This window comes from Rathayibacter sp. AY1D9, from assembly GCF_002932395.1.
GTDB lineage: Bacteria > Actinomycetota > Actinomycetes > Actinomycetales > Microbacteriaceae > Rathayibacter.
On the sequence record NZ_PSVQ01000025.1, the window covers coordinates 1 to 19,715 of the forward strand.

Here is a 19,715-nt window from a genome sequence, read left to right on the forward strand (position 1 = left end):
CGTCCGCCTCCGTCGGGCCCGTCGTCGCCGAGCTGATCGCCGACGTCCGCGAACGCGGTGCGGAAGCGCTCCTCGACCACCCGGAGGACACCGGCGGCCGCAGGCTCGCACTCCGATCCGCCACCCTCTCGCCGCACCCTCCGAGGCGAACCGGCGATCCGCGTGTCAGCGGATCGTCGTAGCCGGACGCACGACGCTCTCACCGACCCGGCCACCCTCCCCAGCCGACCGCGCCGAGCCGGGCAGGGACCGGCTCGCCACAGGCACCGCGAACCGGCGATCCGCGTGCCAGCGGATCGTCGTAGCCGGACGCACGACGCTCTCACGAACCCGGCCACCCTCCCCAGCCGACCGCGCCGAGCCGGTCGGGGACCGGCTCGGAATTCAATACAGACAGTTCGGCCCCAGCAGGCTCTTCAGCTCGCCGAAGAGGTCCGGGGTGATGCGCACGGGGAACGGCACCTCGAACACGCGGGCCGTGTCGCCCTTGATGAGCTTCAGGCGCACCTCGGTCTGGCCGGAGTGGCGGATGAGCACGTCGCTGAGCTGCGAGACCGTGTCGGTGGTCGCGCGCGATTCGGGCATCGAGACGGTGAGCGGTCCCGAGTCGCCGTCCTGGCTCATCTCGGGGGCGAACAGGCTGAACGCGTGCAGGTTCATCCCGTCGTCGCGCATGCTGACGCGGCCTCTGACGACGACGATGGAGTCGTTCGTGAGCGCCGGGGCGAACTCCTGGTACGCCTTCCCCATGAACATGCAGGTGATCTCGCCGCCGAAGTCCTCGACCTGGATCATCCCGTACTGGTTGCCGGAGGCCTTGGCCATGCGGTGCTGGACGCTCGTGACGAGGCCCGCGACGACCACGGTCTCGCCGTCGGCGATCGTCTCCGAGATCAGCAGGTCGGCGATCGTGGTGCTGTAGTGCTTGGCGAGCTCGGTCTCGAGTCCGGCGAGCGGATGGTCGGACACGTAGAGCCCGAGCATGTCGCGCTCGAAGGCGAGCTTGTCGCGCTTGGCCCATTCGGGCCGCTCGGGCACCTGGATCGCGGCCTGCGGCTCGTCCCAGAGGCTGTCGAAGTCGAAGCCGACCTGGCCGTTCGCCTCGTTGCGCTTCTCCCCTACCGCCGCCTCGACGGCGTCCTCGTGCACCTCGACCAGGGCGCGGCGCGTCGAGCCGAGCGAGTCGAAGGCGCCGGCCTTGATGAGCGACTCGATGGTGCGCTTGTTGGTCACCTGCAGCGGCACCTTGCGGAGGAAGTCGTGGAACGTCTCGAAGCGGCCCTTCTCCTCGCGGGCGGCCCGGATGCCCTCGACGACGTTCATGCCGACGTTGCGGACGGCGCCGAGGCCGAAGCGGATGTCGGTGCCGACGGCGGTGAAGAAGCCGATCGACTCGTTGACGTCCGGCGGGAGCACCTTGATCCCCATCCGCCGGCACTCGTTGAGGTAGGCGGCCATCTTGTCCTTGGAGTCGCCGACGCTGGTGAGCAGCGCGGCCATGTACTCCGCGGGGTAGTGCGCCTTGAGGTACGCCGTCCAGTAGGAGACGACGCCGTACGCCGCCGAATGCGCCTTGTTGAAGGCGTAGTCGGAGAAGGGCAGCAGGATGTCCCAGAGGGTCTTGACGGCCTCCATCGAGTAGCCGTTGGCGATCATGCCGCCCGAGAAGCCCTCGAACTGCTTGTCCAGCTCGGACTTCTTCTTCTTGCCCATCGCGCGCCGCAGCAGGTCGGCCTGCGCGAGCGTGAAGCCCGCGAGCTTCTGCGCGATCGACATGACCTGCTCCTGGTACACGATCAGGCCGTAGGTCCCTCCGAGCACCTCCGAGAGCGGCTCCTCGAGCTCCGGATGGATAGGGGTGATCTCCTGCACGCCGTTCTTCCGCAGCGCGTAGTTGGTGTGGGAGTCGGCGCCCATCGGGCCCGGTCGGTAGAGCGCGAGGACTGCGGAGATGTCCTCGAAGTTGTCGGGCTTCATCAGTCGGAGAAGGCCGCGCATCGGGCCGCCGTCGAGCTGGAACACGCCGAGCGTGTCGCCGCGGGCGAGGAGGTCGTAGGCGGCCTGGTCGTCGAGCTCGAGGTCCTCGAGCACGAGGTCCTGTCCGCGGTTGGCGCGGATGTTGTCGAGGGCGTCGTCGATGATCGTGAGGTTCCGCAGCCCCAGGAAGTCCATCTTGATCAGCCCGAGCGACTCGCACGCGGGGTAGTCGAACTGCGTGACGATCTGGCCGTCCTGCTCCCGCTTCATGATCGGGATGATGTCCAGCAGCGGATCGCTGGACATGATGACGCCGGCCGCGTGCACGCCCCACTGGCGCTTGAGGTTCTCGAGCCCGAGCGCGGTGTCGAAGACCAGCTTGGCCTGCGGGTCCTCGGCGATGACGTTGCGCACGTCGAGCGCTTCCTTGTAGCGCGCGTGGGCGGGGTCGTTGATGCCGCTGAGCGGGATGTCCTTGCCCATGATCGCGGGCGGCATGGCCTTCGTCAGCTTCTCGCCCATCCCGAACGGGAAGCCGAGGACGCGCGAGGCGTCCTTGAGAGCCTGCTTCGCCTTGATGGTGCCGTAGGTGACGATCTGCGCGACGCGCTCGTCGCCGTACTTCTCGGTGACGTAGCGGATGACCTCGCCGCGGCGACGGTCGTCGAAGTCGACGTCGAAGTCGGGCATGGACACGCGGTCGGGGTTGAGGAAGCGCTCGAAGATCAGGCCGTGGCGCAGCGGATCGAGGTCGGTGATCTTCATCGCGTAGGCCGCCATCGAGCCGGCACCGGAGCCGCGGCCGGGACCGACGCGGATCCCGTTGCGCTTGGACCAGTTGATGAAGTCGGCGACGACGAGGAAGTAGCCGGGGAAGCCCATCTGCAGGATGACGCGGGTCTCGTAGTCCGCCCGGTCGCGCACCTCCTGGGAGATGCCGTCCGGGTAGCGCTCGCGCAGTCCGGCCTCGACCTCCTTCACGAACCAGGTGTCCTCCGTCTCGCCCTCCGGCACGGGAAAGCGGGGCATGTAGTTCGCCGAGGTGTCGAACTGGACGTCGCAGCGCTCCGCGATGAGGAGCGTGTTGTCGCAGGCCTCGGGGTGGTCGCGGAAGACCTGGCGCATCTCGCGCGGCGACTTGAGGTAGAACTCGTCCGCGTCGAACTTGAAGCGCTTGGGGTCGTCGAGGGTGGTCCCGGACTGCACGCAGAGCAGCGCCGCGTGCGAGGTCGCGTCGTGCGCGTGCGTGTAGTGCAGGTCGTTGGTGGCGACCAGCGGGAGGTCGAGGTCCTTCGCGAGCCGGATGACGTCGCCGATCACCCGCCGCTCGATGTCGAGGCCGTGATCCATGATCTCGGCGAAGAAGTTCTCCTTGCCGAAGATGTCGCGGTAGTCGGCGGCCGCCTGGCGGGCCTCCTTGTACTGGCCGAGGCGCAGGCGCGTCTGGACCTCGCCGCTCGGGCAGCCCGTGGTGCCGATCAGGCCCTCGGAGTACTGCGAGAGGATCTCGCGGTCCATGCGCGGCTTGAAGTAGTAGCCCTCGATCGACGCGCGCGAGGAGAGGCGGAAGAGGTTGTGCATGCCCGTCGTGGTCGAGCTGAGCAGCGTCATGTGGGTGTACGCGCCGGAGCCGGACACGTCGTCCCCTCCGCCGTCACCCCAGCGGATGCGGGTCTTGTCGGAGCGGTGCGTCCCCGGGGTGAGGTAGGCCTCGGTGCCGATGATCGGCTTGATCCCCGCCGCCGTCGCGGTGCGCCAGAAGTCGAAGGCGCCGAACACGTTCCCGTGGTCGGTCACGGCGATGGCCGGCATGCCCTCCTCGACCGCCGCGTCGATCAGCGGCTTCACCCGCGCTGCACCGTCGAGCATCGAGTACTCGCTGTGCACGTGGAGGTGGACGAAGGAATCGTTACTCGGCAAGGATGCGCCTCCGGCGGACTGCGGGCAGGGGAGGAATGGCCGGCGACCCGGGAGGGCCCGTGGACACGGCGGGAAGAAGTCTAACCGCGCCGGACGCGGGTCCGGCCGGGAGAGCGCGGATCACTCCCCGCGCAGCACCTCGAGGGCGTGCACCAGGTCGTCGGGGTAGGACGCCTCGAACTGCACCCACTCCCCCGAGCCCGGGTGGGTGAAGCCGAGCCGGACCGCGTCGAGCCACTGGCGGGTGAGGCCGAGCCGCTTCGAGAGGGTCGGATCGGCGCCGTACATGGCGTCGCCGACGCACGGGTGGCGCTGGGCGGCCATGTGCACGCGGATCTGGTGGGTGCGGCCGGTCTCGAGGTGGATCTCGAGGAGGGAGGCGAACGGGAAGGCCTCGATCGTCTCGTAGTGGGTCACCGAGGGCTTGCCGTCGGCGCGGACCGCGAACTTCCAGTCCGAGGACGGGTGGCGGCCGAGCGGGGCGTCGATCGTCCCGGCGAGCGGGTCGGGGTGGCCCTGCACGACCGCGTGGTAGACCTTCTCGACCGTGCGGTCGTGGAACGCGCGCTTGAGGTGCGTGTAGGCGCGCTCGGACTTCGCGACGACCATGAGGCCGCTCGTGCCGGCGTCGAGCCGGTGCACGATGCCCGCGCGCTCGGCCGCACCGGAGGTCGACACGGTGAAGCCCGCGGCGGCGAGAGCGCCGAGCACCGTCGGTCCCTCCCAGCCCACGGCGGGGTGCGCGGCCACTCCGACGGGCTTGTCGATCACCACGATGTCGTCGTCGTCGTGCACGATGCCGAGGCCGGGGACCGCCATCGGCACGATCCGCGGCTCCTCGCGCGGGTTCCACTCGACGCTCAGCCAGGTTCCGGCGCGCACGCGGTCGCTCTTGTCGAGGACCCGTCCGTCGGCGCTCACTCCGCCCGCCTCGGCGACCTCGGCCGCGAAGGTGCGCGAGAAGCCGAGCAGCTTCGCGACGGCCGCGTCCACGCGGAGGCCGTCGAGCCCGTCCGGGACCGGCAGCTCTCGGGACTGCGCCATCAGCGTCCGCCGGGGCGGTCGGCGTCGCGGGCCGCCTCCTCGACGGAGGAGGCCGCTGCGGGGGCGCCCGCTCCGGGGGCGGCGGGAGCGCCGTTCTCGGACACGACCTGGTCCTGCTCGTCGCGGCCCGCGCGCTCACGGGTGCCGTCGAGGCCGACGCCCCGCACGCTCAGGAGGACGAACAGCGCCATCGCCGTGCAGATCGCGATGTCGGCGACGTTGTAGATCGCCGGGAGCAGCCACGGCGTGAAGAGGAAGTCGACGACGTGTCCGAGCCCGAAGGAGGGCTCTCGGAACAGCCGGTCGAAGAGGTTGCCGAGGGTGCCGCCGAGCAGCAGGCCGAAGAAGACGCCCCACGCGGTGGAGCGGATCCGGCGCGAGAACCAGATCACGGCGACGACGACGCACGCCGCGATGATCGAGAAGATCCAGGTCGACCCGCTCGCGAGGGAGAAGGCGGCGCCCGGGTTCTTCACGTAGTGCAGGATCAGGACGTCGCCGAGGACGTGGACGTCCTCGCCCAGGGTCAGGTTCGTCGTGACCAGGAACTTCGCGGTCTGATCGATCGCGAAGACCGCGAGCGCGACGAGGCCGAGGGTGACGAGCACCCTCGGCCTGACGTCCGCTGCGGCGGGACTACGCCCCAAAGCCCGACAGCGAGGACTCCGTCGACGCCGGCTGGGTGTCGAGGTCGCGGAGCTGGCCCTCGATGTAGCTCTTCAGCTTCTGGCGGTACTCGCGCTCGAAGGTGCGGAGCTCGTCGATGCGGTGCTCGACCGTCGCGCGCTCCTCCTCGAGCTTCGCGACCTGCTGGCGCTGCTTGGCCTCGGCCTCGGCGACGATGCGGGCGGCCGTGGCACGGCCCTCGGCGACGAGAGCGTCGCGCTTCTCGGCACCCTCGCGCACGTGCTCCTCGTGGAGGCGGCGGGCGAGCTGCAGGAGTCCGCTGGAGCTCTCGGCCTCGTCGACCGGAGCCGACTGCGAGGAGCTGACGGGAGCGACGACCGGCGCGGGAGCCGGGGTGGGCTCGGGCTCGGGCTGCGGCTCCGGCTCGGGTGCCTCATCGACCACCGGGGCGGGAGCAGGAGTGCTCTCGCGCGGGGCGTCGGAGACTCGGGCGTCCGAGGGGCGGCTGTCGCCGGAGGAGAGGCGCTGACGAAGCTCCTCGTTCTCCTGGTTCAGGCGGCGGAGCTCCACGACGACCTCGTCGAGGAAGTCGTCGACCTCGTCCTGGTCGTATCCCTCACGGAACTTGGTCGGCTGGAACCGCTTGTTGACAACGTCTTCGGGAGTGAGCGCCATGGCTTTCCACCTTCGATTTCAAGTAGGTACACGTTTAACAACGCGCGACTAAAGCTAGCAACTTCAGGCGCACGGCGCAGTGCTGACACCGCGGGGAACGTCCGGACGTGCCAACGATACAGGGACGGTCAGGCGCGCTGGAGCCACGTGGCGATGTACATGCCCACGATGACGCAGAGCATGGTGAGGCTCCAGCCGAAATCGAGCGCGATCGGACCGATCGAGACCGGCTTGATCAGGCGTCGGAAGAAGCCGATCGGCGGGTCCGTGACGGTGTAGACGCCCTCCGCGGCGACGAGGCCGGCACCGCGGGGGCGCCAGTCGCGTCGGATCACGCGGACGAGGTCGAGCACGAACCGCGCCCACATCGCGAAGAAGTAGAGCAGCAGCACGAAGTACAGGACGCTCCCGAGGAGCGAGACGACGGAGGTCACCGGGGGCCAGGGCTCCCCGGGATCAGGACTTCGCGAAGAACGACGCGTCGGCGTCGCTCTCGGCGGAGGCGGAGTCGCCGGCGACGGTGATGTGCGACGGCGAGAGCAGGAAGACCTTGCTCGTCACGCGCTCGATGCGGCCGTAGAGGCCCTGCGAGAGTCCGCTCGCGAAGTCGATGAGGCGGCGGGCGTCCGCATCGCTCATCTGCGAGAGGTTGATGATCACGGGGATGCCGTCGCGGAAGTTCTCCGCGATGACCTGCGCGTCGCGGTACTGCTTCGGGTGGACGGTGAGGATCTCGTTCATCTCGGCGGGTGCCGTCGCCTTCGGGGTCTGGGGGGTGGGCTTGCGGAGCGGGGTGACCGTCGCGCGGGGCTGCTGCACCGGCTCGACGGGAGGGACGGGCTGCACCGGGGAGACCGGTGCGCGGTGGGCCGTCGCCGGGGCCGCCTCGACGGGCTCTGCGCGCTCGTACTCGACCTCTTCGTCGGCGAGTCCGAGGTAGACCATCGTCTTCTTCAGCGGGTTGGCCATGGGGTGTCCTCCGTGTCGTGTGTGCTCCCACAGGTGGGTCACCACGAGGTTAGGTGCGGGCGGGGCGTTCTCCGGTGATTGCCGATCCGATTCGCAGGTGTGTCGCACCCTCCGCGATCGCCTCGGCGAAGTCGTTCGACATGCCCGCCGAGATCGCCGTGGCGGAGGGCTCGACGGCGCGCACGCGGTCGGAGATCGACCGGAGCCGGGCGAAAGCCGGACGGGGCTCCTCGTCCAGCGGAGCGACCGCCATCACGCCGCGCAGCGTGAGGCCGGGCGCCCCGGCGAGAGCCTTGGCGAGGGGCTCGACGTCGGCGGGCGACGCTCCCCCGCGGTCGGGATCCTCGGTGAGGTTGACCTGCAGGAACACGTCGAGCGGCTCCTCCCCCGCCTCCAGCAGCGGGACGAGCGCGAGCCGGTCGACGGAGTGGACCGCGTCGGCGTAGCGGCGCACCTGGCGCGCCTTCTTGCTCTGGAGCTGCCCGATGAAGTGCCAGCGCGCAGCGGTCCCCGCCAGCTCGGCCGACTTCTCCTGCGCCTCCTGGTGCCGGTTCTCGCCGAAGTCGACGACGCCCAGCTCGAGGAGGTCGCGGAGCAGCGACACGGGGTGGAACTTGGTCACCACGATGGTCGTGACCGAGGACGCCTCGCGACCGGCCGAGCGGGTCGCGTCGGCGACCCGCTCGGAGACCTCGGCCCAGCGCGCGGCCAGCTCCGGATCCTGCACGACTACTTGAGGAAGTCGGGGATGTCCAGGTCGCTGTCGTCGTCGTCGAAGGACGGGTCGGCGACAGGGGCCGGGGCGGCGACGGGGGTGCTCGACCAGATCGAGCCGGCCGCAGGGGCGGCGGCGGGAGCCGGGACGGGCTCGGCGGCCGACTCGCTCGCCGAGCTCTGCTGCTGGCGCGGCTGGGCGATCGCGGCCTGAGCGGTCCCGCCCGGCTCTCCGCCGTCGAAGCCCGCGGCGATGACGGTGACGCGCACCTCGTCGCCGAGCGTGTCGTCGATCACGGCACCGAAGATGATGTTCGCCTCGGCGTGCACCGCCTCCTGGACGAGGCGCGCCGCGTCGTTGATCTCGAAGATGCCGAGGTTCGAGCCGCCCTGGATCGAGAGGAGCACGCCGTGCGCGCCGTCGATGCTGGCCTCGAGCAGCGGTGAGGCGACGGCCAGCTCGGCCGCCTTGATCGCGCGATCGGCGCCGCGCGACGAGCCGATGCCCATCAGCGCCGAGCCCGCGCCCTGCATGACCGACTTCACGTCGGCGAAGTCGAGGTTGATCAGGCCGGGCGTGGTGATCAGGTCGGTGATGCCCTGGACGCCGGCGAGGAGCACCTGGTCGGCGGTCGCGAAGGCCTCGAGCATCGAGATGCCGCGGTCGCTGATCTCGAGCAGGCGGTCGTTCGGGACGACGATGAGCGTGTCGACCTCGTTCTTCAGCGTCGCGACGCCGGCCTCGGCCTGCGTCTGCCGACGGCGTCCCTCGAACCCGAAGGGCTTGGTCACGACGCCGATGGTGAGGGCGCCGATCGACTTGGCGATCCGCGCGACGACGGGCGCGCCGCCGGTGCCGGTGCCGCCGCCCTCGCCCGCGGTGACGAAGACCATGTCGGCCCCCGCGAGGACCTCCTCGATCTCCTCGGCGTGGTCCTCGGCGGCGCGGCGGCCGACCTCGGGGTCGGCGCCGGCGCCGAGTCCGCGGGTCAGCTCGCGGCCCACGTCGAGCTTGACGTCGGCGTCGCTGAGCAGGAGCGCCTGGGCGTCCGTGTTGATCGCGATGAATTCGACACCGCGCAGGCCGAGCTCGATCATGCGGTTGACGGCGTTGACGCCACCACCGCCGATGCCGACGACCTTGATCACGGCGAGGTAGTTCTGGTTTGAAGTCACGTCTCCGGCCTCCGGGCTGAACCTTAAACCTGTAGTTGAGGCTTAAAGTTATGCTGAGTATGCATTTGGGGTTCGGCTCCGACGGTAGGCGGAGTCCGGTCGCGCTCCCAGCAGACACGCCCGCAACGCTCGAAAGAACGCGCGGATCCGTCGCCGGTCAGGGCCGGGGCGCCACGACGGCGGCCTGGGGCGAGGACACGTCGTAAGTGCCGACGACGGCGGGGTCGGTCGCGGCCATCAGCTTCTCGAGCACGACGGCCTTGAGCGCCGACTCGTCCGACCCGCCCCAGACGACTTCCGTGCCGTTCTGCAGGGTGAGCGAGACGTCGTCGCCGGTCGTGGCCGTGGCGGCCGTCACCTGCGGAGCGAGCGACGCGGGCAGGGAGCGCAGCACCCGCGCGGTCGCGCGGAAGCCGGCTCCCGAGGCGTCGCCGGACGCGGTGGTGAGGACCGGGTAGCCGGGCTGCGCCGAGTCCGCCGTCTCGATGACGACTCCGGCCGCGTCCACGAGCTCGAAGCGGCCCCCCGCCGCGATCACGCCGAGGGGCGTGCGCTCGACGATCGACACCACGAGGGTGCTCGGCGGCCGGGTCTGCACCGAGTAGCTCTGGATGAGCGGGGACGCGCCCAGCACGCGGCCGACCTCGTCCCGGTCCACCAGGGTGAGCGGGACGCCGAGCTGGTCGTCGAGCTCGCTCTGCAGGGCGGCGGCGTCGACGCGCTGGGTGCCCGAGATCTCGATCGTGCGCACGGCCATGAGCGGCGAGAAGGCCGCGACTCCGACGATGAGGGCGAGGGCGACGAGCGATCCGGCCACGACCAGGGCGATCAGGCGGCGCCGACGCGCGCGCTTCGTGAAGCGGCGGACCTCCCCCCGCTCGTAGCGCCTCCGCTCGCGGGCGGCCCGGGAGACGGCCCGGTTCTCGGCACCGGGCAGGCGCAGGCCCGAGAGGGTGCGGCGGACCGCGCCCGCGCGCGACGGAGTGCGCTCGGCCGGCTCCGGGTCCACGCGGATCGCGGTGACGATCCGGATCGGCTCGGTGTCCGGCTCCGGCTCGCCGCCGCGCGCGGGGACGCTCCGACCGGGCGCCGGAGGGCGTCCGCCGTCGGGCCGCTTCACGGCCGCTCCCCCGCTTCGGGCGCGAGGACCGCGGTCATCGTGCGACCGGCGCGGCCTCGCTCGCGCCGAGCGACTCGAGCACCTGCGGGATGATCCGGTAGACGTCGCCGCAGCCGAGGGTGATGACGAAGTCGCCCTCGCGCGCGATGCCGGCCGTGAGGCGGGCCGCCTCCGCCCAGTCCGGGACGAACGAGACGTGCGACGGGTCGGCGAACTTCTCGCTGACCAGCGCTCCGGTCACTCCGGGCTCCGGATCCTCGCGCGCCCCGTAGACGTCGAGGACGATCGTCTCGTCGGCGTAGCGCTCGAGCGTCTCGGCGAACTCGCGGGCGAAGAGGCGGGTGCGGCTGTAGAGGTGCGGCTGGTGCACGGCGATGATGCGGCCCTCGCCGACCACGGTGCGCGCGGCGGAGAGGGCGGCGGCCACCTCGGTGGGGTGGTGGGCGTAGTCGTCGTAGACGCTGACTCCGCGGACCGCTCCGTGCAGCTCGAAGCGGCGCTCCGTGCCTCCGAACGCCGACACGGCCTCGAGCGAGGCGGCCGGATCGAAGCCCAGGCCCACCAGCACTGCGAACGCGCCGGCCGCGTTGATCGCGTTGTGCCGGCCGGGGATGCGGAGGCGGGCCGAGTAGCGCCTGCCCTCGTACTCGACCGAGAAGCCGACGGGGCCGACGAGGTCGAGGTCGACGACGCGGACGTCCGCCCCCTCGGCCTCGCCGAAGGTCAGCACCCGTCCGCCGACCAGCCGCTCGGTGACGCGGACGGCGCCGGGGTCGTCGGAGGAGATGACGACGAGCTCGCTCGCGGAGGAGGCGAAGGTGACGAAGGCCTCCTCGAACGCCTCCAGCGATCCGTAGTGGTCGAGGTGGTCCGGGTCGACGTTCGTGATGAGGGTGACCGCGGTGTCGTAGAGGAGGAAGCTGCCGTCCGACTCGTCGGCCTCGACGACGAAGACCTCGCCGGAGCCGGCGGCGGAGGAGGTGCCGAGGCTCTCGATGATGCCGCCGTTGACGAAGCTGGGGTCGGCGTCGACGCCGAGCAGGCCGGTGACGATCATGCCGGTCGACGTGGTCTTGCCGTGCGCTCCGGCCACCGCGACCAGGCGCCTGCCGCGCACCAGCCAGGCGAGGGCCTGCGAGCGGTGCAGCACGGGCAGGCCGCGCTCCTTCGCGAGCAGGTACTCGGGATTGTCGGGCCACAGGGCGGAGGTGACGACGACCGCCTCGGCGTCCCCGAGGTTCGCCGCGTCGTGGCCGATGGCGACCGGGACGCCGAGCTCCCGCAGCTGCTCGATGGGGTGGGACTCGCGGACGTCGGACCCGGTGACCCGGTGCCCGGCGTGGTGGAACAGCCGGGCGATCCCGCTCATCCCGGAGCCGCCGATGCCGATGAAGTGGACCGAGCCGAGCTCGTCGGGGACGGTGATGCCGAGGTCGGGCTTGATCACGGGGCTCTCGCTTTCGGGTGGGTCGCGGCGGGCGGGAGGGGCCTCCCGCGGTGCGCCGGATCAGTGTAGACGGTGGGCGGGAGTGCTCTCACGAGCCGCGCGGAGCGGGCTCAGCGCGGAGCGGAGAGGGTCGACTCGATCAGGTCGACGAGCCGCCCGGAGCCGTCGCGGACTCCCACGCGGGCAGCCCGGCGCGCCATCTCGTCGCGACGGGCGGTGTCGCCCAGGAGCGGTACGAGCTCCCGCTGGACCCAGCCGGGGAGGAAGGCGGCGTCCTCGACGAGGACCGCTCCCCCGGCGTCGACGACGCCGCGCGCGTTGTAGCGCTGCTCGCCGTTGCCGACCGGGTACGGGACGTAGACCGCGGGCAGGCCGAGGGCTGTCAGCTCGCTGACGGTCGCCGCCCCCGCGCGGGAGACGGCCACGTCCGCGGCGGACAGCGCGAGGTCCATCCGGTCGCAGTAGGCGAGGAGGTGGTAGCCGGCCACCCCCGGGTCCGTGATCTCGGCACGGTCGCCCGTGATGTGGAGGACCTGGAAGCCGGTGGCGACGAGATCCCGGGCGGCGGCGTGCACCGTCGCGTTGATCCGTCGAGCGCCGAGGGAGCCGCCGGTCACCAGGAGGGTCTGCCGGGACGGGTCGAGGCCCAGCGCCGCCATCGCCTCGTCGCGGCGCGCGGCCCGGTCGAGCTCGGCGATCTCGCGGCGCAGCGGCATGCCGACCACCCGCGCGTGCGGCAGGGGCGTGCCCTCGAAGGCCACGCCGACCGAGCGGGTCGCGCGCGCGCCGAGGCGGTTGGCGAGCCCGGGGCGCGCGTTGGCCTCGTGGACGGTGAAGGGGACGCCGGCGCGGCGGGCCGCCAGGTAGGCGGGTGCTGCCGCGTACCCTCCGAAGCCGACCACCGCGTCGATCCGCCGGTCGCGGATCGTCCGGACGATGCCGGCGATGGTCGCGCGGAAGGCTCCGGGGAACCGCAGCGCCGCCGCGTTCGGGCGGCGCGGGAACGGCAGCCGCGGGATCACCGAGAGCTCGTAGCCGCGGAGGGGGACGAGGCGCGCCTCGAGCCCCTCGGCGGTGCCGAGCACGAGCACTTCGTCGCGCGGGTTCCGCCTGCGGATCTCGTCGGCCGTCGCGAGCAGCGGATTGACGTGGCCGGCGGTGCCGCCGCCGGCGAGCAGGTAGCGGGTCACTCCGCCGCCGCCTTCCTGCGGCGCAGCACGCCAGCGCCGGGCAGGGGCGCGGTCTGGGTGCGGGCGAAGGAGAGGACGACGCCGATGGCGAGGAGCGAGCTGAGCAGGGCGGTGCCTCCGGAGGAGATCAGCGGCAGCGGGACCCCCAGCACCGGGAGCACCCCCAGGACGACGCCGATGTTGACGAACGCCTGGCCGATCAGCCAGACCATGATCGCGCCGGTGCTGATCCGCACGAACGGATCGGAGGACGCGTGGATGACGCGGAAGAAGGCGACCGCGAGGACCACGAACAGCGCCAGGACGACGATCGCTCCGATCAGCCCGAGCTCCTCGCCGATAATGGCGAAGATGTAGTCGTTGTCCGCGGCGGGCAGCCAGGACCACTTGGCCTTGGAGTTGCCGAGGCCCACGCCGAAGATCCCGCCGGAGGCCATCGCCCAGGTGCCGTGCACCGGCTGCCAGCACGAGTTCTGGTACTCCTCGACGTTGGAGCAGTCGCCGAGGAAGGACATGATCCGGGTGAGGCGGTTGTCGCTGGAGACGGCGAACAGCACCGCTCCGATCGCGCCGACCACCACGATCGGCACGAGGACCTTCATCTGGACGTTCGCGTAGAAGAGTGCGGCGAGGACGATGCCCGCCATGATCACGACCGTGCCCAGGTCGCCTCCGATGAGGACCAGTCCGATCGCCGCGCCGCCGACGATCAGGACGGGGATGAGCGCGTCCTTCCAGTCCTTCGGCGACCGGTAGCGGCGGGCGAGCAGGAGCCCCAGCCAGAGGGCGAGCGCGAGCTTGATGATCTCGGAGGGCTGCATGCTGAAGGCGCCGAGGCGGATCCAGTTGCGGTTCCCGCCGACGGAGTCGCCGAGCGGTGTGAAGAGCACGAGGCACTGGAGGACGCAGCCGGCGATGAGCAGGATCGGCGTCACGCGCTTCCACACGCCGAGGGGCAGCCGCGAGACCACCAGCATCATCGGGATCCCGAGGAGGGCGAACCCGCCCTGGCGCAGGAAGCCCCCGAAGGAGTCGTCGCTCGACACGTAGGAGGTGACCGACGAGGAGGAGAGCACCATCGTCAGTCCGAACAGCACCAGGAAGAGCGTGGTGCCGAAGAGGAGGTAGAAGTTCGGCGAGTGGGAGGCGAAGACCTTCGACAGGACGATCCGCGCGGAGCGGGCCCCGCTCCGGTCCTTCCCGCGCGGCTCAGTGCGCGAGCGGCCCGCGGGGCGGCTCGTCGTCGGAGCGGTCATCGGCTCCCCCTCCCAGGTGTGTCGCCACGGCGGCCGCGAAGGAGCGGCCCCGAGCCGCGTAGTCGAGGAACTGGTCCATCGAGGCCGCGGCGGGTGCGAGCAGGACGACGTCCCCCGAGCGGGCGAGCGTCGCGGCGGCCTCGACGGCCGCCTGCATCACCGCACCAGTGTCGTCCGGCACCGCCTCGCTCACGGGGAGGGCGGGCGCGTGTCGCCGGAATGCCGCGAGCAGCGCCGAGCGGTCGGCGCCGATCACCACGGCGCCCCGCAGGCGGCCGACGTGCGCGGCCACGAGGGCGTCCACGTCGACGCCCTTGAGCAGGCCGCCGACGACCCAGACGACCGACGGGTACGCGCGCAGCGAGGCGTCGGCGGCGTGCGGGTTCGTGGCCTTGGAGTCGTTCACCCAGGTCACCCCGTCGTGCTCGGCGACGACCTGGATGCGGTGGGCGTCGAGCTCGAAGGACGCCAGCGCGGTGCGGACGGCCGTGACCTCGATCCCGCACGCTCGGGAGAGCGCTGCCGCGGCGAGCACGTTCTGGACGATGTGCGGAGCGGCGAGGTTCCGTGCGGCGAGCTCGTCCACGGTGGTGATCTCGAGGGCACTGGTGCGGCGGTCCTCGAGGAAGGCGCGGTCGCAGAGGATGCCGTCGACGATCCCGAAGTCGCTCGGGCCGGGCACGCCGAGGCCGAACCCGATCGCCCGGGCGCCCTCCACCACCTCGGCGTCGAGCACCATCTGCTCGGTCGCCGCGTCGGCGCGGTTGTACACGCAGGCGACGCGGGTGCCGGCGTAGACCTTGCCCTTGGCCGCGCGGTAGGCGTCGAACGAGCCGTGCCAGTCGAGGTGGTCGTCGGCGATGTTGAGGCACGCGCTCGCGATCGGCTCGATCGCGCCCAGGTAGTGCAGCTGGTAGCTCGAGAGCTCCACGACGAGGACGTCGAAGCCCTGCGGGTCGCGGACCGCGTCGAGCACGGGCACGCCGATGTTGCCGCAGGGGGCGGCGCGGAGGCCGCCGGCCACGAGCATCGTCGCCGTGAGCTGGACGGTCGTGGTCTTCCCGTTGGTGCCGGTGACGGCCACCCAGTCCGCCGGAGTGCCGTCGGCGCGCACGACCTTGTCGCGGACACGCCAGGCGAGCTCGACGTCGCCCCACACGGGGATCCCGGACTCCGCCGCCCACACGAGGATCGGGTGCGTCGGCCGGAAGCCGGGCGACACCACGACCAGCTCCGGTGCGAACGCGTGCAGCTCCTCCGGAGCGGAGTCGAGGCGGTCGGCCCGGTGCAGGCGGGCACCGATCACCTCGAGCAGGCGCTCGCGCTCCTCGTCGGCGCGGTCGGCGAGGACCAGCACCTCGGAGCCGAGCTCGGTCAGCGTGTCGGCCACCGAGAACCCGGTGACGCCCAGGCCCAGCACGGCGACGCGCAGGCCGCGCCAGTCCGAGTGCCAGCTGCGGAGGGAGTCGGGACGGGCGGGATCCGTCATGCCAGCGACAGCCATTCCAGGTAGAAGAGCCCGACTCCGGCGGCGACGAAGATGCCGGCGATGATCCAGAACCGGACCACGACGGTGATCTCGGCCCAGCCCTTGAGCTCGAAGTGGTGGTGGAGCGGGCTCATCAGGAAGATGCGCTTGCCCCGGGTCAGCTTGAAGTAGATCCGCTGGAGGATGACCGAGCCGGTCACGATGACGAACAGGCCGCCGATGAGGATGACCAGCAGCTCGGTGCGGGTGAGGATCGCCAGAGCCGCGAGCGCGCCGCCGAGGCCGAGCGAGCCGGTGTCGCCCATGAAGATCTGCGCCGGCGAGGTGTTCCACCAGAGGAAGCCCACCAGGGCACCGGAGACGGCCGCCGCGATGATGGCCAGGTCGAACGGGTCGCTCACCTGGTAGCACTTGTCGACGACCTCGGGGTTGAGGTGCTGGTCGAAGCACCACTGGTTCGACTGCCAGAACCCGATGATGACGTAGGAGCCGATCGCGAGGATCGAGGACCCGGTGGCGAGTCCGTCGAGCCCGTCGGCGACGTTCACGCCGTTCGACGTGCTGGTGACGATGATGCAGATCCACAGCACGAACAGGCCGATGCCGATCCAGCCGAGGGAGGCGAAGTCGAACGGCAGGTCGCGGATGAACGAGATCGAGGTGGACGCGGGGGTGAGCCCGTTGGAGTCGCGGACCATGATCGCGATCACCGCGAAGGCCGCGGCGACGATGACCTGGCCGGCGATCTTCGCCCAGCCGCCGAGGCCGAGGCTGCGCTGGTTGCGGGTCTTCAGGAAGTCGTCGACGAAGCCGACGAGTCCGAGCCCGACCATCATGAAGAGCACCAGCAGGGCCGACGGCGCGATCGCCCGGTTGCCGAACAGCATCCCGAGGAAGTAGCCGACCACGGTGCCGATGATGATGACGATGCCGCCCATCGTCGCCGTGCCGTGCTTGACGTGGTGCGACTTCGGTCCGTCCTCGCGGATGAACTGGCCCCACTGCAGGCGGTGGAAGAGGCGGATGAACAGGGGCGTCATCAGGAGCGTGAAGGCTCCCGAGAACGCGCCGGACAGGAGGAGTGCCCTCATCGGTGACGCTCCCCGAGACGGTCGGCGAGGAAGCGCAGCCCCGCGGAGTTGGACGACTTGACCAGCACGGTGTCGCCGGGTCGCAGGTAGTCCTCGAGGAGGTCGAACGCCTCGTCGGAGGTCTCCGCGAAGACGGACTCGCCGCTCCACGACCCCTCGCGCTCGGCCGCGACGTGGATCCGGCGGGCGCCTCGGCCCACCACCACGATCTGGGAGATGTTGAGGCGGACGGCCAGCAGGCCCACGCGCTCGTGCTCCTCGTCGGCCCACTCGCCGAGCTCGCTCATCTCTCCCAGGACGGCGACGGTGCGCCCCCCGGGCTTCGCGATCTGGGCGAGGGTGCGCAGGGCGGCCGCGGTGGAGTCGGGACTCGCGTTGTACGCGTCGTTGATGACGCGGACGTCCTCGCCGCCCAGGACCTCCATGCGGCCGCGCTCGGCGAGGGTGACGGTCGCGAGAGCCTCGACGATCGCGGGCAGCGCCACTCCGACAGAGAGCGCGGCGGCGGTCGCCGCGAGGGCGTTCATCACGTGGTGCTCGCCGAGGACGCGCAGCAGGAGCTCGGCGCGAGCGGCCTCGCGGCCCTCCCCCGCCGAGACCTCGATGGCGAAGCGGGTGCCGTCGGCGGTCGCGTCGATATCGACGGCGCGGACGTCCGCGCTCTCGCCGCGGCCGAACCAGAGGACCCGGGCGGCGGTGCGGCCCGCCATCGAGGCGACCCGGCCGTCGTCGGCGTTCAGCACGGCGACGTCGTCGGCGGTGAGGTCGGCGACCATCTCTGTCTTGGCCTCGAGCGTGCGCTCGATCCCGCCGAACTCGCCGGCGTGCGCGAGGCCCACGGCGAGGACGACGCCGACGTCGGGCCTGGCCATCCGGACGAGGCGGCGGATCTCGCCGACCGCGCTCGCGCCCATCTCGGCGACGAGGAAGCGCGTCGACTCGGACACCTGGAGCATCGTGATCGGCGCGCCGACCTCGTTGTTGAAGGATCCGCGCGGAGCGACCGTCTCTCCGACCCGCTCGAGGACGGTGCGGAGGAGGTTCTTGGTCGTCGTCTTGCCGTTCGAGCCGGTGACGCCGATGACGGTGAGCCCGCCCTTCGCGCGGACGCGCCGGACGACCTCGGTCGCCAGCGCTCCGAGCGCCTCGACGGAGTCGTCGACGAGGACCTGCGGCACGTCGAGGTCGAGCGGGCGCTCCACGATGAGGAGCGCGGCACCGCGCTCGAGAGCGGCGGGAGCGAAGAGGTGGCCGTCGGTGTGCTCGCCGCGCTTGGCGACGAAGATCCCGCCGGGCGCGATCTCGCGGGAGTCGGTCTCGGTCGCTCCGTCGATCACGGTGGCGGCCGTGGCGGACGAGCCGGCCAGGTGGAGGCGTCCGGAGACGGCCTCGGCGATCTCGGTGAGGGTGAGGGCGATCATCTACAGCCAGCCCGCCTCGCGCAGCGCGTGACGGACGTCGTCTCTGGCCGAATACGGCATGTGCACTCCTGCGATCTCCTGGTGGTCCTCGTGGCCGGGCCCGGCGTAGAGGATCGAGTCCCCTTCGCGCGCGAGGGCGACGGCGGCGCGCACGGCGGCGCGCGGGTCGGCGATCTCGTGGATCTCCCGGTCGGGCACGGCGGCCCGGGCGCCCTGGAGGAGCGCGGCGCGGATGGCGGCCGGATCCTCCCAGCGCGGGTGGAAGTCGGTGACGACAACGACGTCGGCGAGGCGGGCGGCGATGGCGCCCATGTCGCTCCGCTTGGTCGTGTCGCGGTCCCCGTCCGCCCCGAACACCATGAACAGGCGGCCGGGCGTGATGGTCCGCAGCGCCTCGAGCGCGTTCTGGAACGCGTCGGGGGTGTGGCCGTAGTCGACGTAGACGCGCGGTCCGCGCTCCCCCGAGACGAGCTCCGCGCGGCCCGGGATGTAGACGTCGAGACGACTGTCCTCGAGCGCGTGCGCGACGGCGTCCAGGTCGAAGCCCGACTCCACCAGCATCACGATCGCCAGCGCGGCGTTGGACGCCATGTACCAGCCGATCAGCGAGACGGTGACGACGACGGAGCGGTTCTCGGGCCCCTCCAGGCGGAAGGTGGTGCTGTCGGGCGTCGCGTCCAGCACCGTCATCGACCAGTCGGCGGGCGTCGTCGGGGCGACTCCGACGACCGGAGAGCCGGCGAGCGTCGCGACGGGGATGCGGCTGCGCTCGGCGAGCTCGCGCCCCCAGGCGCTGTCGACCGTGACGACGCCGCGGCGTGCGCGCTCCGGCTCGAAGAGGTCGGCCTTGGCCTCGAAGTACTCGCGCAGATCGGAGTAGTCGTCGAGGTGGTCGTGGCTGAGGTTCGTGAAGCCGACGACGTCGAAGACGAGGCCGTCGATCCGGTGCCGCGTGAGCGCCTGCGCCGACACCTCGATGGAGACCGCGCGGACGGCGGACTCGCGCATCCGAGCGAGCAGGCCGTGCAGCTCGCTCGCCTCGGGAGTGGTCAGCGAGCTGACCACGGCGACGTCGCCGATCCGGCGCTCGGCGGTGGAGCTGAGGCCGGAGACGACTCCGAGCCGGCGCAGCAGCGCGTCGAGGATGTAGACGACGCTCGTCTTGCCGTTGGTCCCCGTCACGCCGAAGAGCGTCGGGACGTCCTCGCGGGTGCGGTGGATCCACGCGGCGACGTCGCCGAGGGCGGCCCGCGGGTCGGGGGTCACCAGCACGGGCAGGCCGCTGTCGGCGGCGAGCTCCGCTCCGGCCGGGTCGGTCAGCACGGCGACGGCTCCGGACGCCGCGGCGGCCGACGCGAAGGCCGCGCCATGGGCACGGCGTCCTGCGACACCGACGTAGAGGTCCCCGGACTCGACCTGGTTCGAGTCCAGCGTGACTCCGCTCACCTCGACGCCCTCGAGGCCGCGGACCGGGCCGAGGGAGAACTCGGCCACGAGCTGCGAGAGGCTCCGCGGCACGGGGTGCTCGGGGCGGAGGGAGGACTGCGGGCGAGGGTCGTGCACTGCCCGCTCTTTCTCTCGTTCTGGTGCGTGGATCGT

Annotated in this window: 16 protein-coding genes; all 16 read right to left on the minus strand. The window is 71.5% G+C overall.

Features of this window, described 5'->3' with window-relative positions:
- Positions 1-384 precede the first annotated feature (384 nt).
- The 16 genes from dnaE to C5C50_RS11220 all read right to left on the minus strand — a co-directional run bounded on the left by dnaE (position 385) and on the right by C5C50_RS11220 (position 19,679).
- Positions 385-3,846, minus strand: coding sequence for a DNA polymerase III subunit alpha (gene dnaE / locus C5C50_RS11145; protein ID WP_244229655.1), 3,462 nt, complete (start codon positions 3,844-3,846; stop codon positions 385-387).
- 171 nt (positions 3,847-4,017) lie between these two features.
- Positions 4,018-4,941: an RluA family pseudouridine synthase gene (locus tag C5C50_RS11150; RefSeq protein ID WP_104273468.1), complete on the minus strand. Its 924-nt coding sequence runs from the start codon at positions 4,939-4,941 to the stop codon at positions 4,018-4,020.
- Positions 4,941-5,549, minus strand: coding sequence for a signal peptidase II (lspA, locus tag C5C50_RS11155; protein WP_104273469.1), 609 nt, complete (start codon positions 5,547-5,549; stop codon positions 4,941-4,943). Before lspA ends, C5C50_RS11150 begins: the two co-directional genes overlap by 1 nt.
- 28 nt (positions 5,550-5,577) lie before the next feature.
- Positions 5,578-6,243 (minus strand): DivIVA domain-containing protein, encoded by a 666-nt coding sequence (locus C5C50_RS11160; RefSeq protein ID WP_104222600.1) that lies wholly within the window; start codon positions 6,241-6,243, stop codon positions 5,578-5,580.
- Between the two features lie 128 nt (positions 6,244-6,371).
- Complete coding sequence (locus C5C50_RS11165; protein WP_258059242.1) at positions 6,372-6,677, minus strand: YggT family protein; 306 nt, start codon at positions 6,675-6,677, stop codon at positions 6,372-6,374.
- Positions 6,678-6,699: 22 nt separating this feature from the next.
- Entirely contained in the window at positions 6,700-7,212 is a 513-nt protein-coding gene (locus tag C5C50_RS11170) for a cell division protein SepF (RefSeq protein WP_104222599.1), read from the minus strand.
- Positions 7,213-7,261: 49 nt separating this feature from the next.
- Positions 7,262-7,939, minus strand: coding sequence for a YggS family pyridoxal phosphate-dependent enzyme (locus C5C50_RS11175; protein ID WP_104273470.1), 678 nt, complete (start codon positions 7,937-7,939; stop codon positions 7,262-7,264).
- Positions 7,940-7,941: 2 nt separating this feature from the next.
- Complete coding sequence (gene ftsZ / locus C5C50_RS11180) at positions 7,942-9,102, minus strand: cell division protein FtsZ (protein ID WP_104222597.1); 1,161 nt, start codon at positions 9,100-9,102, stop codon at positions 7,942-7,944.
- Positions 9,103-9,259: 157 nt separating this feature from the next.
- Complete coding sequence (locus C5C50_RS11185) at positions 9,260-10,222, minus strand: cell division protein FtsQ/DivIB (protein WP_104269149.1); 963 nt, start codon at positions 10,220-10,222, stop codon at positions 9,260-9,262.
- Between the two features lie 34 nt (positions 10,223-10,256).
- Positions 10,257-11,669 (minus strand): UDP-N-acetylmuramate--L-alanine ligase, encoded by a 1,413-nt coding sequence (murC, locus tag C5C50_RS11190; protein ID WP_104273471.1) that lies wholly within the window; start codon positions 11,667-11,669, stop codon positions 10,257-10,259.
- A 110-nt stretch (positions 11,670-11,779) separates the two neighbouring features.
- Positions 11,780-12,859 carry an undecaprenyldiphospho-muramoylpentapeptide beta-N-acetylglucosaminyltransferase gene (murG, locus tag C5C50_RS11195; protein WP_104273472.1) on the minus strand — a complete coding sequence of 360 codons (1,080 nt, stop codon included), beginning with the start codon at positions 12,857-12,859 and terminating at the stop codon, positions 11,780-11,782.
- A complete protein-coding gene (gene ftsW / locus C5C50_RS11200) occupies positions 12,856-14,115 on the minus strand; it encodes a putative lipid II flippase FtsW (RefSeq protein ID WP_104222593.1) in 1,260 nt (419 codons plus the stop codon). Before ftsW ends, murG begins: the two co-directional genes overlap by 4 nt.
- Positions 14,069-15,604 (minus strand): UDP-N-acetylmuramoyl-L-alanine--D-glutamate ligase, encoded by a 1,536-nt coding sequence (gene murD, locus C5C50_RS11205; protein ID WP_104225371.1) that lies wholly within the window; start codon positions 15,602-15,604, stop codon positions 14,069-14,071. The genes ftsW and murD overlap by 47 nt, the downstream gene beginning before the upstream one ends.
- Positions 15,601-16,695 (minus strand): phospho-N-acetylmuramoyl-pentapeptide-transferase, encoded by a 1,095-nt coding sequence (gene mraY / locus C5C50_RS11210; protein ID WP_104222591.1) that lies wholly within the window; start codon positions 16,693-16,695, stop codon positions 15,601-15,603. Before mraY ends, murD begins: the two co-directional genes overlap by 4 nt.
- The gene (murF, locus tag C5C50_RS11215) at positions 16,692-18,116 is read right to left on the minus strand and encodes a UDP-N-acetylmuramoyl-tripeptide--D-alanyl-D-alanine ligase (protein WP_104222590.1); all 1,425 of its coding nucleotides are present in this window, start codon (positions 18,114-18,116) and stop codon (positions 16,692-16,694) included. Before murF ends, mraY begins: the two co-directional genes overlap by 4 nt.
- Positions 18,117-19,679 carry a Mur ligase family protein gene (locus C5C50_RS11220; protein ID WP_104238697.1) on the minus strand — a complete coding sequence of 521 codons (1,563 nt, stop codon included), beginning with the start codon at positions 19,677-19,679 and terminating at the stop codon, positions 18,117-18,119. It lies immediately after the preceding gene.
- Positions 19,680-19,715 lie beyond the last annotated feature (36 nt).

Excerpts from the sequence above, each read along its gene's own strand:
- C5C50_RS11150 (WP_104273468.1), bottom strand. The coding sequence starts at position 4,941 with ATGGCGCAGTCCCGAGAGCTGCCGGTCCCGGACGGGCTCGACGGCCTC.
- C5C50_RS11160 (WP_104222600.1), bottom strand. The coding sequence starts at position 6,243 with ATGGCGCTCACTCCCGAAGACGTTGTCAACAAGCGGTTCCAGCCGACC.
- murF (WP_104222590.1), bottom strand. The coding sequence starts at position 18,116 with ATGATCGCCCTCACCCTCACCGAGATCGCCGAGGCCGTCTCCGGACGC.
- dnaE (WP_244229655.1), bottom strand. The coding sequence starts at position 3,846 with ATGCTCGACGGTGCAGCGCGGGTGAAGCCGCTGATCGACGCGGCGGTC.
- ftsW (WP_104222593.1), bottom strand. The coding sequence starts at position 14,115 with ATGACCGCTCCGACGACGAGCCGCCCCGCGGGCCGCTCGCGCACTGAG.
- C5C50_RS11170 (WP_104222599.1), bottom strand. The coding sequence starts at position 7,212 with ATGGCCAACCCGCTGAAGAAGACGATGGTCTACCTCGGACTCGCCGAC.
- murD (WP_104225371.1), bottom strand. The coding sequence starts at position 15,604 with ATGACGGATCCCGCCCGTCCCGACTCCCTCCGCAGCTGGCACTCGGAC.
- mraY (WP_104222591.1), bottom strand. The coding sequence starts at position 16,695 with ATGAGGGCACTCCTCCTGTCCGGCGCGTTCTCGGGAGCCTTCACGCTC.